Consider the following 12683-nt stretch of genomic DNA (forward strand, 5'->3'; position numbering starts at 1 on the left):
CGTGCGGTTCGTCACCCCCTGCGCATCGTCACTGCGCCGCGGTCCACCGGTCCATCCAGCCGATCACCTCGCGATACCATTGCCGCGAATTCTTGGGCTTGAGCACCCAATGGTTCTCGTTCGGGTTGACCAGCAGGCGCGACGGGATGCCGCGCCGCTGCAACGCGGTGAAGGCGGCAAGCCCCTGCGTATAGGGGATGCGGAAGTCCTTTTCGCCGGTGATGACCAGCATCGGCGTCTTCCAGTTCTGGACGTAAAGAACCGGGTTCCACTTTTCATAGGCCGCGGGGTCCTGGAAATAGGCCTTGCCGCCATGCTCCCATTCGTCGAACCACAATTCCTCGGTTTCGTACGCCATGGCGCGCGCATCGAAGACGCCGTCATGCTGGACGATACAGTCGAACCGGTCGGGCCACTGCCCCGCGATCCAGTTCATCATATAGCCGCCATAGGATGCGCCGAGCGCGCATGCACGGTTGCCGTCGAGCCAGCCGAACCGGTCGGTCGCCGCCTTCAGCCCGGCCTTCAGATCGTCGAGCGGCCAGCCGCCCCAATTGTTGCTGATCGCGTCGGTGTACGCCTGTCCGTAGCCGGTGCTGCCGTGGAAATCGACCGCGACTAGACCGTATCCGGCGCCCGCGAACACCGCCGGGTTCCAGCGGTACGACCAGCTGTTGTCGCTCGATCCCTGCGGCCCGCCATGGACCATGAAGGCGACCGGCACCTTGCCGGTGCTGCCATAGGGCTTCACCGCATAGCCCCGGACGGTATCGTTGTTGGCACCGGCGAAGCTGAACCGCGAAACGGTCGGCATGTCGATCCCAGCGAGCTTCGCGGCGTTGACCTGCGTCAGCCGGGCGGCCTTGCCCCGGGCGGAGACGGCATAGAAATCGTCGGGCGCGGTCAGGCTGTTCATCGCGATCACCACGCCCTTCGGCGTCGGCGCGACCGCGGAGACGTGGCCCGCCTGCGTCAGCCGCGTCACCTTGCCGCTCGCCGGATCGACCGCGAACAGCGGGTTCTCCTGCGTGTCCTGCGCGGTGACGTAGATCCGCCGCGAATCGGGCGACCAGGCGATCGATCCGACCGACCGGTCCCATCCCTCGGTCAGCGCCCGCACCTGCCCGGTGGCGAGATCGCGCAGCATCAGCACCTGCCGATCGGCCTCGAACCCCGGCCGCTTCATCGCGAACCAGGCGAGGCTGCGCCCGTCCGGCGACACGGTCGGCAGATTGTCGGTCGCCGGGTTGGCGGCGGTGAGGTTGACCGGCGCGGCCGATCCGTCGGCGGGGGCGAACCAGATGTCGAGATTGGTCGACAGCGGTTCGGTCGTCCCGGCGATTCGGAGCGCGAAATAGACGGTCTTGCCGTCGGCGCTCCACGACACCTCCTCGCCGCCGCCGAACGGCCGCGAGGGCGCGTCGCCGTCGAGGCCGTGGCCGATCGCAACGCCGTCGCCCGGCGCCCCCGCCGCGGTCAGCGGCAGGACGAACAGCTGCGCATGCGTGCCGTCGACCCAGCGATCCCAGTGGCGCACGAACATCCGGTCGTAGACGCGGCCCTCGCCGGCATTGGGGTCCTTCTTCTCCAGCGCCGGCGCGAGACTCGGTGCATTGGGCTTGCGATCCGCCCAGACGAGGATGCGGTCACCGGTGGGCGCAACCTTGAACCCGCCGAAGCCGCCCTGAAAGCCGGTCAGCTTGCGCGGCGCGCCGCCGGTGACGGGGACCGACCAGATCGCATCGTCGCCACCCTTGTCGGAGCTGAAATAGACGGTCGCGCCGACGATCTGCGGATCGTTCTCATTGACCTCGGCCTCGGCCACCAACGGTTCGGGGCGGGCGCCCTTGCGCGACAGGTCGAGCCGCCACAGGTCGTAGCGACCGCGGTTGGCGGCGAGGTCGGTTTCGCGCTGCGCCCAGACCAGCCACCGGCCGTCCGCGGACACGCCCGGCGCGCCGACGCGGCTGAGCATGGAAACGTCGTCGATGGTCAGCTGGCGGGCGGCGGCGGGCGCGGTGGACAGCGCGGCGGTGGCGAGCAGGCTCGCGACGAGAAAGGTCTTCATGCGCGACAGGTTAAGCACGTCGGCCGGCATGGGGCAACGCCGTGGCGCCGCGCACCGCCCGCCCGGCGTGGGCCAGGCGAGGGTGCGCGACTATCGGCCGCTCAGCGCATCTGCGAGGTAATCTTCGCGATCTCGCGCGCGACCAGCGTCTCCACCATGTCGGGCAGGTGCGTGTCGAGCCAGTCGCGCAGCATCGGGCGCAGCATCTCGCGCACCAGCCCCTCGAGCGTACCGTCGCTCTCCGGCTCCGGCTTGACGAGCAGTTTGCTCAGGGTTTCCAGCGAACCGAGGCTGGCGGCCGCGGTACGCTGGGACAGGATCGGTTCTTCGGTCATCGCGGGTTGAACGGGTGCCGCGCGCGTCGGTTGCGGCGCGGCTTCGGCCGGCGCTGCGATCGGCTGCGGCGCTGCCGGTTTATGGACGGCGGGCTGCGGCGCGGGCGCCTGCACACGCGGCGCGACGGGCTCCGGCTCGGGTTCGAAACGGTGTTCGGGAATCGGGTCGCTCAGCTCCAGCACCTCTTCGGGCTCGGGCTCGATCGGCTGCGGCACGGCGCGCGGACGGCGGCTGCGCGCCTGCGTGCCCTCCCCCTCCTCGGCGATGATGCGTTTGATCGACGAGAGGATCTCCTCCATCGACGGCTCGGCGCTCATATCCCCCATTGCCCTGACGTCCCTGCCCTTTTCCGTAACCGGTCCCGGCAGATCACTGTCGGTTCGGCGAAGACGCACCTGTGGTTAACCCGGGGCTCCTGTCAACCGGCGTATCGAGCATCGGGTCAAGCGGGCGCGACACCGCAGCGGTTTGCGCCGGCGTCTGCGCGGTCGTGACCGCCACCGGCACCGGTTCCGGATCGCTGTCGAAATCGTTGATACGGTGGCGCACGCGCTGGTAATTGGCCACCGGATCGTAGAGCGCGCCGCCGTCCAGCCCCAGATCGCGCGCCTCGGCATTGCCCATCGCCGCGAGCAATGCGAAACCGGCGACATAGGCATCGCGCCGCGCCGTCACCAGCGTCACCTGGCTGTTGAGCAATTCCTGTTCGGCGTTGAGGATGTCGAGGATCGTCCGCGTGCCGACGCTGTTCTCGGCGCGCACGCCCTCCAGGCTCAGCTTGTTGGCGTTCACCGCCGTCTCCGACGAGGCGATCACCTGTTGCGAGGATTGCCAAATCGCATAGGCCGATCGTGCCTGCGATATCACGGCACGTTCGGTCGCGGTCGCATTCTCCAGTGCCTCGCTGCGCTGCGCCTGCGCCTGCCGCACCTGCGCCGCCGGCCGCCCGCCCTGGAACAGCGGCAGCGTCAGCTGCACGCCGGCCTGCGCCGAGGTCCCCGCATTGGGCGCGATGCTGGCGACCGGCAGCGACCCCAGATAGTTGAAGTAATTGGCGCCGGTGACGACCGACACGCGCGGCAGGCGATTCGCCCGCGCGACGTTGATATCGTAGCGGCTGGCATCGGCCTGCCGGCGCGCGGCGATCAGATTGGGATTGTTGTCGAGCGCGACGCTGACCGCGGTGGCGGGCGAATTGGGCAGGTTGGGCAGGACCGGCGGCTCTTCGAGCGCGACCGGAGGCGTCCCGACGATCTGGATGTAATTCTCGCGGCTGGAGATCAGCTGCGCCTCGGCCTGCTGCAATTGCGCGCGCGCCAGCGCCAGTCGCGCCTCCGACTGCGCGACGTCCGTCCGGGTCAGGTCGCCGACCTGAAACCGGTCGCGGCTGGCGCGCAGGTTCACTTCGAGCACACGAACGTTCTGCTGGTTGAGCGAGGTGATCGCCTCGTCGCGGATCACGTTCATATAGGCCGCGACGACGTTGGTGAAGGTCGTCGCCTCGGTGCCGCGCAGCGTCGCGCGACCGGCATCGACGCGCGTTTCCGCCGCACGCACCGCATTCTTCACCGCGCCGCCCTGAAAGATCGGCACCGACAGGTTGAGCCCGCCGGCCGCATTGCGCTCGGGGTTGAGGAAGTTGTTGTTCGCCTGCAGGAAATTGTCCGTCACCGATCCGGTCGCGTTGACCCCCGGCAGGCCGTTGGCACGCGCGATCGGCACCGTCTCATCGGTGGCGCGCTGGGCCGCGCGCTGCCCGGTGATCGTCGGGTTGGATGCATAGGCCTTGGCGAGCGCCTCGCGCAGCGTCTCCGCTTCCGCGGGCGCGGCAAGCCCCAGCAGCGCCGCACCGCCCAGCAACAATCCCCGCATCATCCCCCCGTTACGCATGAACTAGAACCTGAAACCCTGCGGCACCGCAAAGCCCGGCAACACGATGCAGTCGCTGTCTAGGAACGCCGACAGGCCGAAACCGCCATCGGTCTTGCGACCGGTGGCGAGGCGGGTGACGCCATTCTCGACCAGCCCGGTGACGACGCGGCCGCCGGTCTTCACCTGACCGACCAGCGCGTCCGGGACATGCTCGATCGCACCGTCGATCACCAGCACGTCATAGGGACCATGATCCGCGGCCCCCGCGGCGAGCGGCGCCTCGACAACGCGGACGTTCGCGGTGCCGGCCAGCGCCTCGCGCGCCAGCGCCGCGAGCGAAGCATCCTCCTCGACCGCGACCACCTCGGCGACGATCTCGGCAAGGATCGCGGCGGTATAGCCACCCGCGGCGCCGATCAGCAGCACGCGGTCGCCACGTTCCAGATAGGCTTCGGTCAGCAGCCGGCCGGTAACCATCGGCAGGTTAATCGCCCGACCGCCCGCGACCGGCAGCGCCGTATCGCGATAGGCGATGCTGCGGACGTCGGCGGGCACGTAATCCTCGCGCGGCAGCGTGTTCATCGCGACCAGGATGCGCTGGTCGCTGACCGCATTGGTGCGCAACTGGCTCGACACCATCGCGTGGCGCATCGTCTCCGACGCCGCGCGGTCCAGATTGCTGTTATCGAGGCTGATGTTCATGATGACCCCTCTCGCACAACCGTATTAGCTGCGCAATACACTTCGTGACAAAGCGGCTTGTATCGCGCGCATCGTCCCGCGCCAAGCGCAGGAACGGTCCGGATGGCCAGCGCCGCCGCCACCGCCTAAAGGGCGCGCATGATTCCTGCGACCTATCACCAATTCATCGACTGGATCGGCGACGGCACCGGCCTGCCCGATACCATCCTGCACATCCACGCCGGCATGGCGGTGCTGATGATCGCCCGCATCCTCACCCGGCGCTCGCTGGGCAGCTTCGTCCCCTGGTCGATCGTCGTCCTGGCCGAAGCGTTCAACGAGGTGATGGACCGGCTGCAGTTCGGCTCATGGCGGTGGGAGGATACCACGATGGATATCCTCAACACGTTGTTCTGGCCGACGGTGATCTGCCTCGGCATCCGGATGCGCCCGATGCTGCTCCATCGTGACCGCAATCGCGTGACGATCCGCCCGGAGAACGACGCCTAGGCATATCGCGGAGGAAAATGGAGGCCCGACCGGGAATCGAACCCGGGTGCAAGGATTTGCAGTCCTCTGCGTCACCACTCCGCCATCGGGCCTCGACGTCGGGAGGCGCGCAGATGATCGGTTTTGCGCGACCCGTCAACCGCCGATTGTCGCGATCCGGACCCGGAATTTCACAACAGCCGCTCCAGCATGGCGACCAGCGGCACGTCGGCGGGCGGCATGGCGAGCTCGTGCATCGCCGACGGATGCACCCAGGCGAGCGCGCTCGCCTCCAGCGGCTGCGGCTCGCCCTGCCAGTCGCGGACCAGATACAGCAACAGGAGCAGATGCCGGTCGCCCAATGCCGCACTGGCGAAGGTCAGCGGCGTCACCGTCGCGGGATCGACGCCGATCGCGAGTTCCTCGGCCAGTTCGCGCACGAGCGCCGCCTCGGGCGCCTCGCCCGGTTCGATCTTGCCGCCGGGGAATTCCCACAGGTCCGCCATCTGCTTGCCCGGCGGGCGGCGTTGCAGCAGCACCCGGCCCTGTCGGTCGACCAGCGCCGCAGCCACCACCGGCAGCAATCGCACCCCATCCACCGTCGACCAAGCTGTTGTGTCGTCAGCCATTCCTTAAGCCTTCCCGGTTATTCAGCACGATCATGATCCCGCGTTCGATCCTCCGTCGCCTGTCCGGCCGGTTGCGCCCCGCATTGCGCGATTCGCGCGGTGCCACTGCGGTCGAATATGGACTGATCGTCGCGTTGATCGTCATCGTCATGGTCGTCGCGCTGAAACAGGTCGCCAGCGCCAACAGCAACGTGTGGAACAACGTCAGCAGCAAGGTCGAGGCCGCCGGCTGACCGCGGGCGACCGGCAAAAAACCTTACCCGGCTTAAATCTTTGGAAACCTTGGCCTCGTACATCTGCCGTCGCTGCTCCGGTTCACCGGTTCAGCCGGGTGACTGAAGTTTCGAACATGGAGACCGGAATGCAGACGATTCGCAAGTTCATCAAGAACAGCAAGGGCGCGACCGCCATCGAGTACGGTCTGATCGCCGCGCTGATCGCCGTCGCCGCCATTGCTGCGATGCAGGGCCTGGGCAACAAGCTCAAGACCACCTTCACCAACGTGTCGTCGAACATGTCGGCAACCTGATCGCCGACACGATCGATACGAGAAACGGGCGGCGGAACTTCGGTTCCGTCGCCCTTTTTCGTGGCCGTTACAGGCGGCCCATCGCCAGGAACTTCTCGCGCCGTTCCTGCCGCAGCGTGCCGGCGTCGCGATGGTCGAGCGAATCGAGGGCGGTCGCCAGCGCATCGCCGAGCAGGCGGATCGCCTCCGCCGGATCGCGGTGCGCGCCGCCCAGGGGTTCGGACACGATCGTATCAATCACGCCGAAGGTCCTGAGGTCCTGCGCGGTCACCCGCATCGCCTCCGCCGCATCGGCGGCCTTGTCGGCGGTGCGCCACAGGATCGAGGCACAGCCTTCCGGGCTGATGACCGAATAGATGGCGTGTTCGAACATCAGCACCCGATTGCCCGCCGCCAGCGCGACCGCGCCGCCCGATCCGCCTTCGCCGACGATCGCGGCGATCACCGGTACGCCCGCCGCGAGGCATGCCTCGGTCGAGCGCGCGATCGCTTCCGCCTGACCGCGTTCCTCGGCCTCGATGCCGGGAAAGGCGCCCATCGTGTCGACCAGCGTCACCACCGGCAGACCGAACCGGTCGGCGAGTTCGACCAGCCGGATCGCCTTGCGATAGCCCTCGGGCTTGCCCATGCCGAAATTGTGGCGCAGCCGGGTCGCGGTGTCGGAGCCCTTTTCATGGCCGAGCACCATGACCTTGCGCCCACGGAACGTCGCGAAGCCGCCCATGATCGCCTGATCGTCGGCAAAGGCGCGGTCGCCCGCCAGCGGCACGAACTCGTCGAACAGCCCGGCGACATAATCCTTGAAGTGCGGCCGTTCGGGATGCCGTGCGACCTGCGTCTTCTGCCACGGGGTCAGCTTGGCGAAGGTATCGCGCAGCAGCTTGTCCGATTTCGCCTGCAGCCGCGCGAGGTCCGCGCCGATATCGATCGTGCCGTCCGCCGCGGTCGCCCGGAGTTCGTCGATCCGCCCCTGCAGCTCGGCAATCGGTTTTTCAAATTCGAGAAAGCTCGCCATGATGCGCCGGTTACGGGCGCCGCGGCGTCGCGTCAACGCAAGGGCGTGTCGGCGAGCGGATGGCGGGTGTTGACCAGCTCGACCAGCCGGCTGGCGTCGACATGCGTATAGATTTCGGTGGTGGCGATGTCGGCGTGGCCGAGCATGTTTTGCAATGCGCGCAGGTCGGCGCCGCCGGCGAGGAGGTGCGTCGCGAAGGCGTGGCGGAGGACGTGGGGGCTGACCCGGTCGGGCGGGATGCCCGCGTCCGCCGCCAGCGCCTTCATCAGCTGATACAGGCGGATGCGCGACAGGTGGCCCTTGCCCGACGGGAACAGCCAGGCGCGGTCGGCGGCGACATGCGCCCGCCATGCCGCGACCGCGGCGCGCGCGCGATCGGAGATCGGCACCAGCCGCTCGCGCCCGCCCTTGCCCTTCAGGATCAGATACGGCCGGTCGGGATGGATGGCGTTGCGCGGCAGGCTGACCAGCTCGGTCGCGCGCAACCCCGATCCGTAGAGCAGCTCGACCAGCGCCGCGAGCCGCAGGTCGCCCGGCAACGGCTGCGCCCCCGCGGACCGCTCCGCGATCGCCGCGAACAGCCGGTCGACGTCGGCATGGCTCAGCACCTTGGGCAGCGCGCGCGCGGTGCCGGGCCGCGGCAGCGCCTTGCCCGGATCGTCCGCGCGATGCCCCTCGTCCATCAGGAAGGCATAGAACCGCCGCAACGCCGCGGACTTGCGCGCCACCGTGGTGCGCGCCAGCGCGCGCCAGTCCTCGGCGAGCGCCTGCAATCGCGCCGCATCCGCCGCGACCAGCCCGCCGTCCAGCGCCACCGACGCCAGCGTCAGGTCGCTGCGATAGGCCGCGATCGTGTTCGCCGCCGCACCCGATTCCGCCGCCATCATCTCGAGGAACCGCTCGATCGCCGTGCGGTCCGCGGCCATCGTCACACCCGCGCCAGCGCCTCGGCGGCAATCATCCGCGCCTCGCCCTCCAGCCCGACCGCGCGCAGCGCGCCGACGATGCGGTAGAGCATCGCGGGCGGCACGCCGCGCCATGCCGGCGTCTGCATGCCGATCGCCGCGAGCAGCACCACCGTCCCCTGCCGTCCCTCGGCCGCGGCGCGGTCGATCGCCCGCGTCCAGCTGTTCTGCGCGCCGATCCGCACGTCCAGAGCCGCCGCCGCGCGCTCGATATCCTCGGCCGACAACCGCCCCAGCCCCGCCAGCCCGGCAAAGAACAGCCGCTGCTTCAGCGCCGCATCGCCGCGCCCGGTATAGGACGACAGCGCACGATAGCTCATCCGGCCGCCGGCATCGGGATCGGCGAGCGCGATCATCGCCCAGGCATCGCCGCCTTCCTCCACCGCCGCCCGCCAGCGCGCCGCGCTGCGATCGAGCCCCGCGGTCAGCATCGATGCGACCAGATAGCGCGCGTCCTCGACGCCCAGCCGCGCCGGCAACCGCGCCGCCGCCCGCGCGGTCAGCACCAGCCGCGAATAGGCCGGCTCTTTGTCCGCGGCGCGATCGGCCTTGCCCCACAGGCTGCGCATCGCGGTCAGCCGCGCGTTGATGTCCGTGCCGGTATAGGCCGTCTGCAGGTCGTTCGCGGTGCTGGTCGCCGTACCCGGCATGTCGTTCGCGGCATCGACCGCGCCATACAGGTCGACCAGCGCCGCCGCGGACAGCACGCCCTGCGCCGCCGCCGCCTCCGCCGACACCAGCCGGTCGGCGAGCGGGATGCCCGGCGACAGCGCGTACCAGTAGCGCGTCTGCGGCCCGACGGTGGCGAGCATCGAATCGGGGATGGTGACGCCGGTCGCGGCCGCCAGCCCGAACCGCCACGCGTTGAGCGTATCGACGCCCGCCCATTCGATCGTCACCGCCTGCCCGCCGCCGGGGCCGGCGCCGACCACCTTCTGCGCGAGTTGCAGGTCGATGCCGGTCGCCAGCTTGCGGCGGCGGGCGCTGGTTATCAGGGCCTTCGCCCGCGCCGGTTCGCCCGCAAGCCCGGCGCACATCGCCTGCGCCAGCGACCAGCCGCGCTCGCGCGTCACCGCCAGCCCGGCCTCGGCGATCGGGCACAATTCCGCCGGATCGCCCGTCGCCAGCGCGCTGTTCATCGCGACCTGATACAGTTTCGGGGTGTAATGAACATTGTCGACGCTCTGGACGACCGCACGCGCGCCCACCGCCTCGCCCATCCGCAGCAGCAGCCACGCCCGCTCGGCGGCGAAATCCGCACCGTTGACGTGCAGCGGCGTATCGAGCCGCGCCACCAGCGTCCGCCGCAGCAGGATCGACAACCAGCGCGACGGCAACGGCGCTGCGACGCGGCGCATCAGCGCCTCGACGTACGGACCATCCGCATCGCGGAACGCGTCCGTGGACAGCGCGCCCTCGCGCGGACCGGCGGGACCGACCTGATCGAGCGACCGGCGCGCGAAGTCCGGCATCTCATATTGCGCCAGCACCGCGGGATCGACCGTCGGGGTCGGGCTGGGTGTCGTGGTCGCCACCGGCGTCGGGCTGTCGCCGGGCAGCGGCTGCACGAAGCCGGTCGCGGCGGGTGCCGGTACGGCCGTACCGGCTGCGACAGGAGCGCTGGCTCCGGGGCGCGGCGTCGCGGTCGTGCGCGGCGTCGGCTGGCTCGCCGGTTCGCCGAAGCCCGGCGGCAGGATCGATTCGGGACGTTCCTGCCCGGTCGCCGGGCCATAGGCCGACAGGCCCGCCGCGATCAGGGCGACCGCAGCGACGCCGCAGCGCAGGAAGAGCGTCCCCCGCGCCTTAGCTGAGGTTCGCAAGCGTCACGGCCTTCTCGACATGGGTCTGCGGCCGTTCCGATGCCCGCCCGGCGAGCAGGAACAGGCCGCCGACCACCACCACGAGGAGCACGATGACGGAGAGCAGCAAGCGGGACATAGCGTACCTTGGAAGACGAAAACGCGACCGGAGCTTTTGCCCCGTCCTCACCCGCTGTATAGCGCCCCTGTCCATGTTGCAAAGCGCTCATCCCCCCATCGCCGGCCCCGACCGGTCCGCGCAGCAACGGCCCATCGTGCTGGTCGGGCTGATGGGCGTCGGCAAGTCGACCGTCGGCCGCCGCCTCGCCGGCCGGCTGCGCCTGCCCTTCGTCGATGCCGACACCGCGATCGAGGAGGCGGCCGGCATGACCGTCGCCGAGATCTTCGAACGGTTCGGCGAACCCTATTTCCGCGACGGCGAGCGCCGCGTCATCGCCCGGCTGATGGACGGCCGGCCAAAGGTGATCGCGACCGGCGGCGGCGCCTTCATCAACGACGACACGCGCGCGCTGATCCTCGCCGAGGCGACCGCGGTCTGGCTGCACGCGCATCCCGACGTGCTCGCCGAGCGCGTCGGCCGCCGCGATACCCGCCCGCTGCTGCGCGGCCGCAACCCGCGCCAGGTGCTCGCCGAGCTCGCCACCATCCGCAACCCGATCTACGCCGAGGCGCATATCCACATCACCAGCAACAAATCGCCGCACGAAACCACGGTCAACGCCATCCTGACGGCGATCGGCCTCGACCGCGCGCCCGATATCGCCGGGGACGTCGCCGGGTCATGACCCGCCAGATCGAGGTCGCGCTCGGCGACCGCAGCTATCCGATCCTGATCGCGGCGGGCCTGCTCGCCCGCGCCGCCGATCACCTCGCCCCGCTCGCCCGCGGCCGCACGATGGCGATCGTCACCGACGAGAACGTCCGCCCGCATTGCGCGACGCTGCAGGCCGCGCTGGCCGAGGCCGGCGTCCGCAGCGAGGCGATCGTGCTGCCGCCGGGCGAGGCGACCAAAAGCTGGAGCCAGCTCGCCGCGCTCTGCGATCGCCTGCTCGACCTCGGGATCGAACGCGGCGATCATGTCGTGGCGCTGGGCGGCGGCGTGGTCGGCGACCTCGTCGGCTTCGCCTGCGCCATCCTCAAGCGCGGCTGCGGCTTCGTGCAGATCCCGACCACGTTGCTCGCGCAGGTCGACAGCTCGGTCGGCGGCAAGACCGCGATCAACACACGGGCCGGCAAGAATCTGATCGGTGCCTTCCATCAGCCCGCCATGGTTCTGATCGACCCGGACGTGCTCGACACGCTGCCCCCGCGCGAGGTCCGCGCCGGCTATGCCGAGGTCGTCAAATACGGCCTGATCGACGATCCCGCCTTCTTTGTCTGGTGCGAGGCCAACGGTGCCGCGCTGATCGCCGGCGACCCGGCCGCCCGCGAGCATGCTATCGCGCACGCCGTCGCCGCCAAGGCGCGGATCGTCGCCGCCGACGAACACGAAACCAACGGCACGCGCGCGTTGCTCAACCTCGGCCACACCTTCGGTCATGCGCTGGAGGCGGAGGCTGGCTTTTCGCAACGGCTGATCCATGGCGAAGGCGTCGCGGCGGGCTGCGCGCTCGCCTTCGCCTTCTCCGTCGCGCACGGCATCTGCCCCGCTGCGGACGCGGATCGCGTCGCCGCGCACTGGCGCCACGTCGGCCTGCCCGACGGCCTCGCCGCGGCCGGCATCGCCGCAGCAGGCGCGACGCTGGTCGACCATATGCGCCACGACAAGAAGATGGCGGCGGGCACCCTCCCCTTCCTCCTCGCCCGCGGCATCGGCCAAACCTATCTCGACAGACACGTCGACCTCGCCGACGTCCAGACCTTCCTCGACGCGCAGCCACGCTGATGCCCAACGGCATCGCCAAGCAAAACCTGCCGACGAAGATCTGCCCCGCCTGCGAACGGCCGTTCGCATGGCGCAAGAAATGGGCGAAGGACTGGGACAATGTCGTCTATTGCTCGGACGCGTGCCGGCGGAAGCGGTAGCCGCGCGCTATTCGTGCCGTGATCGCGCTGCGCGGGTGTAGACCGGGTGCGGGCGTACCGCCCCGAAGGATGAAGCCGATGGCCAAAAGCCAGCGCAAGTCGAACAAGGAAGTCCGCAAACCCAAAGCGGAAAAGGCGAAGACGATCGCCGCCAATGCCTCGACCAAGGACAATCCCGTCGCGATGGTCACGATCCGCAAATGACGATCCGCGTGCGTCGCCTCCCCGCGGCGCACCCGCATCGCACCCTTATC

The 12683-nt window shown here is 69.5% G+C and carries 16 protein-coding genes and 1 tRNA gene; 7 read left to right on the plus strand and 10 right to left on the minus strand.

The annotated features are described in order from the left end of the window. Positions 1–28: 28 nt before the first annotated feature. The 4 genes from B2515_RS07690 to B2515_RS07705 all read right to left on the minus strand — a co-directional run bounded on the left by B2515_RS07690 (position 29) and on the right by B2515_RS07705 (position 4978). Positions 29–2068 (minus strand): alpha/beta hydrolase family protein, encoded by a 2040-nt coding sequence (locus B2515_RS07690; RefSeq protein WP_293875463.1) that lies wholly within the window; start codon positions 2066–2068, stop codon positions 29–31. Between the two features lie 101 nt (positions 2069–2169). After that, positions 2170–2730, minus strand: coding sequence for a DUF2497 domain-containing protein (locus B2515_RS07695; RefSeq protein WP_293875465.1), 561 nt, complete (start codon positions 2728–2730; stop codon positions 2170–2172). Between the two features lie 43 nt (positions 2731–2773). Next, the gene (locus tag B2515_RS07700) at positions 2774–4279 is read right to left on the minus strand and encodes a TolC family outer membrane protein (RefSeq protein WP_293875830.1); all 1506 of its coding nucleotides are present in this window, start codon (positions 4277–4279) and stop codon (positions 2774–2776) included. An 18-nt stretch (positions 4280–4297) separates the two neighbouring features. Further along, positions 4298–4978: a protein-L-isoaspartate O-methyltransferase family protein gene (locus B2515_RS07705; RefSeq protein ID WP_293875467.1), complete on the minus strand. Its 681-nt coding sequence runs from the start codon at positions 4976–4978 to the stop codon at positions 4298–4300. Positions 4979–5116: 138 nt separating this feature from the next. Here B2515_RS07705 and B2515_RS07710 point away from each other — a divergent pair, with 138 nt between their 5' ends. Beyond that, the gene (locus B2515_RS07710; protein ID WP_293875469.1) at positions 5117–5467 is read left to right on the plus strand and encodes a hypothetical protein; all 351 of its coding nucleotides are present in this window, start codon (positions 5117–5119) and stop codon (positions 5465–5467) included. An 18-nt stretch (positions 5468–5485) separates the two neighbouring features. Here the strand turns inward: B2515_RS07710 and B2515_RS07715 are convergent. Together B2515_RS07715 and B2515_RS07720 are read right to left on the minus strand one after the other, a co-directional pair. Further along, a tRNA-Cys gene (locus B2515_RS07715) sits at positions 5486–5559 on the minus strand. Between the two features lie 78 nt (positions 5560–5637). Then, entirely contained in the window at positions 5638–6075 is a 438-nt protein-coding gene (locus B2515_RS07720; protein WP_293875471.1) for a (deoxy)nucleoside triphosphate pyrophosphohydrolase, read from the minus strand. Positions 6076–6107: 32 nt separating this feature from the next. Here B2515_RS07720 and B2515_RS07725 point away from each other — a divergent pair, with 32 nt between their 5' ends. Both B2515_RS07725 and B2515_RS07730 read left to right on the plus strand, forming a co-directional pair. Further along, entirely contained in the window at positions 6108–6308 is a 201-nt protein-coding gene (locus tag B2515_RS07725; RefSeq protein WP_293875473.1) for a Flp family type IVb pilin, read from the plus strand. A gap of 128 nt (positions 6309–6436) precedes the next feature. Next, a complete protein-coding gene (locus B2515_RS07730; protein ID WP_293875475.1) occupies positions 6437–6604 on the plus strand; it encodes a Flp family type IVb pilin in 168 nt (55 codons plus the stop codon). 67 nt (positions 6605–6671) lie between these two features. On the opposite strand, the gene B2515_RS07735 is transcribed toward B2515_RS07730, so the two are convergent. From B2515_RS07735 to B2515_RS07750, 4 genes are read right to left on the minus strand one after another with little or no spacing between them, the layout of a single operon-like run. After that, the gene (locus B2515_RS07735) at positions 6672–7619 is read right to left on the minus strand and encodes an acetyl-CoA carboxylase carboxyltransferase subunit alpha (protein ID WP_293875477.1); all 948 of its coding nucleotides are present in this window, start codon (positions 7617–7619) and stop codon (positions 6672–6674) included. Between the two features lie 32 nt (positions 7620–7651). Then, positions 7652–8545, minus strand: coding sequence for a tyrosine recombinase (locus B2515_RS07740; RefSeq protein WP_293875479.1), 894 nt, complete (start codon positions 8543–8545; stop codon positions 7652–7654). A 2-nt stretch (positions 8546–8547) separates the two neighbouring features. Beyond that, the gene (locus B2515_RS07745; RefSeq protein ID WP_293875481.1) at positions 8548–10404 is read right to left on the minus strand and encodes a hypothetical protein; all 1857 of its coding nucleotides are present in this window, start codon (positions 10402–10404) and stop codon (positions 8548–8550) included. Beyond that, positions 10388–10522 (minus strand): hypothetical protein, encoded by a 135-nt coding sequence (locus B2515_RS07750; protein WP_262826702.1) that lies wholly within the window; start codon positions 10520–10522, stop codon positions 10388–10390. The genes B2515_RS07745 and B2515_RS07750 overlap by 17 nt, the downstream gene beginning before the upstream one ends. A 73-nt stretch (positions 10523–10595) precedes the next feature. On the opposite strand from B2515_RS07750, the gene B2515_RS07755 reads away from it, so the two are divergent. From B2515_RS07755 to B2515_RS07770, 4 genes are all read left to right on the plus strand, one after another. After that, positions 10596–11189 carry a shikimate kinase gene (locus B2515_RS07755; RefSeq protein ID WP_293875486.1) on the plus strand — a complete coding sequence of 198 codons (594 nt, stop codon included), beginning with the start codon at positions 10596–10598 and terminating at the stop codon, positions 11187–11189. After that, complete coding sequence (gene aroB, locus B2515_RS07760) at positions 11186–12289, plus strand: 3-dehydroquinate synthase (RefSeq protein ID WP_293875488.1); 1104 nt, start codon at positions 11186–11188, stop codon at positions 12287–12289. The genes B2515_RS07755 and aroB overlap by 4 nt, the downstream gene beginning before the upstream one ends. Beyond that, positions 12289–12429, plus strand: a complete 141-nt coding sequence (locus B2515_RS07765) for a DUF2256 domain-containing protein (RefSeq protein WP_293875490.1) — start codon at positions 12289–12291, stop codon at positions 12427–12429. The genes aroB and B2515_RS07765 overlap by 1 nt, the downstream gene beginning before the upstream one ends. Before the next feature lie 78 nt (positions 12430–12507). Then, positions 12508–12633, plus strand: a complete 126-nt coding sequence (locus B2515_RS07770; protein WP_293875492.1) for a hypothetical protein — start codon at positions 12508–12510, stop codon at positions 12631–12633. The last annotated feature ends 50 nt before the right edge of the window (positions 12634–12683 follow it).

Origin of the sequence: Sphingomonas sp. UBA978 (genome assembly GCF_002292295.1) — a bacterium.
Taxonomy (GTDB): Bacteria; Pseudomonadota; Alphaproteobacteria; order Sphingomonadales; family Sphingomonadaceae; genus Sphingomonas.

What these genes read in the sequence shown, in the direction of transcription:
- aroB (WP_293875488.1), top strand. Translation starts at nt 11,186, where the DNA reads ATGACCCGCCAGATCGAGGTCGCGCTCGGCGACCGCAGCTATCCGATC.
- B2515_RS07725 (WP_293875473.1), top strand. Translation starts at nt 6,108, where the DNA reads ATGATCCCGCGTTCGATCCTCCGTCGCCTGTCCGGCCGGTTGCGCCCC.
- B2515_RS07710 (WP_293875469.1), top strand. Translation starts at nt 5,117, where the DNA reads ATGATTCCTGCGACCTATCACCAATTCATCGACTGGATCGGCGACGGC.
- B2515_RS07750 (WP_262826702.1), bottom strand. Translation starts at nt 10,522, where the DNA reads ATGTCCCGCTTGCTGCTCTCCGTCATCGTGCTCCTCGTGGTGGTGGTC.
- B2515_RS07765 (WP_293875490.1), top strand. Translation starts at nt 12,289, where the DNA reads ATGCCCAACGGCATCGCCAAGCAAAACCTGCCGACGAAGATCTGCCCC.
- B2515_RS07690 (WP_293875463.1), bottom strand. Translation starts at nt 2,068, where the DNA reads ATGAAGACCTTTCTCGTCGCGAGCCTGCTCGCCACCGCCGCGCTGTCC.
- B2515_RS07770 (WP_293875492.1), top strand. Translation starts at nt 12,508, where the DNA reads ATGGCCAAAAGCCAGCGCAAGTCGAACAAGGAAGTCCGCAAACCCAAA.
- B2515_RS07735 (WP_293875477.1), bottom strand. Translation starts at nt 7,619, where the DNA reads ATGGCGAGCTTTCTCGAATTTGAAAAACCGATTGCCGAGCTGCAGGGG.
- B2515_RS07730 (WP_293875475.1), top strand. Translation starts at nt 6,437, where the DNA reads ATGCAGACGATTCGCAAGTTCATCAAGAACAGCAAGGGCGCGACCGCC.
- B2515_RS07755 (WP_293875486.1), top strand. Translation starts at nt 10,596, where the DNA reads ATGTTGCAAAGCGCTCATCCCCCCATCGCCGGCCCCGACCGGTCCGCG.
- B2515_RS07720 (WP_293875471.1), bottom strand. Translation starts at nt 6,075, where the DNA reads ATGGCTGACGACACAACAGCTTGGTCGACGGTGGATGGGGTGCGATTG.
- B2515_RS07705 (WP_293875467.1), bottom strand. Translation starts at nt 4,978, where the DNA reads ATGAACATCAGCCTCGATAACAGCAATCTGGACCGCGCGGCGTCGGAG.
- B2515_RS07700 (WP_293875830.1), bottom strand. Translation starts at nt 4,279, where the DNA reads ATGATGCGGGGATTGTTGCTGGGCGGTGCGGCGCTGCTGGGGCTTGCC.
- B2515_RS07695 (WP_293875465.1), bottom strand. Translation starts at nt 2,730, where the DNA reads ATGGGGGATATGAGCGCCGAGCCGTCGATGGAGGAGATCCTCTCGTCG.
- B2515_RS07740 (WP_293875479.1), bottom strand. Translation starts at nt 8,545, where the DNA reads ATGGCCGCGGACCGCACGGCGATCGAGCGGTTCCTCGAGATGATGGCG.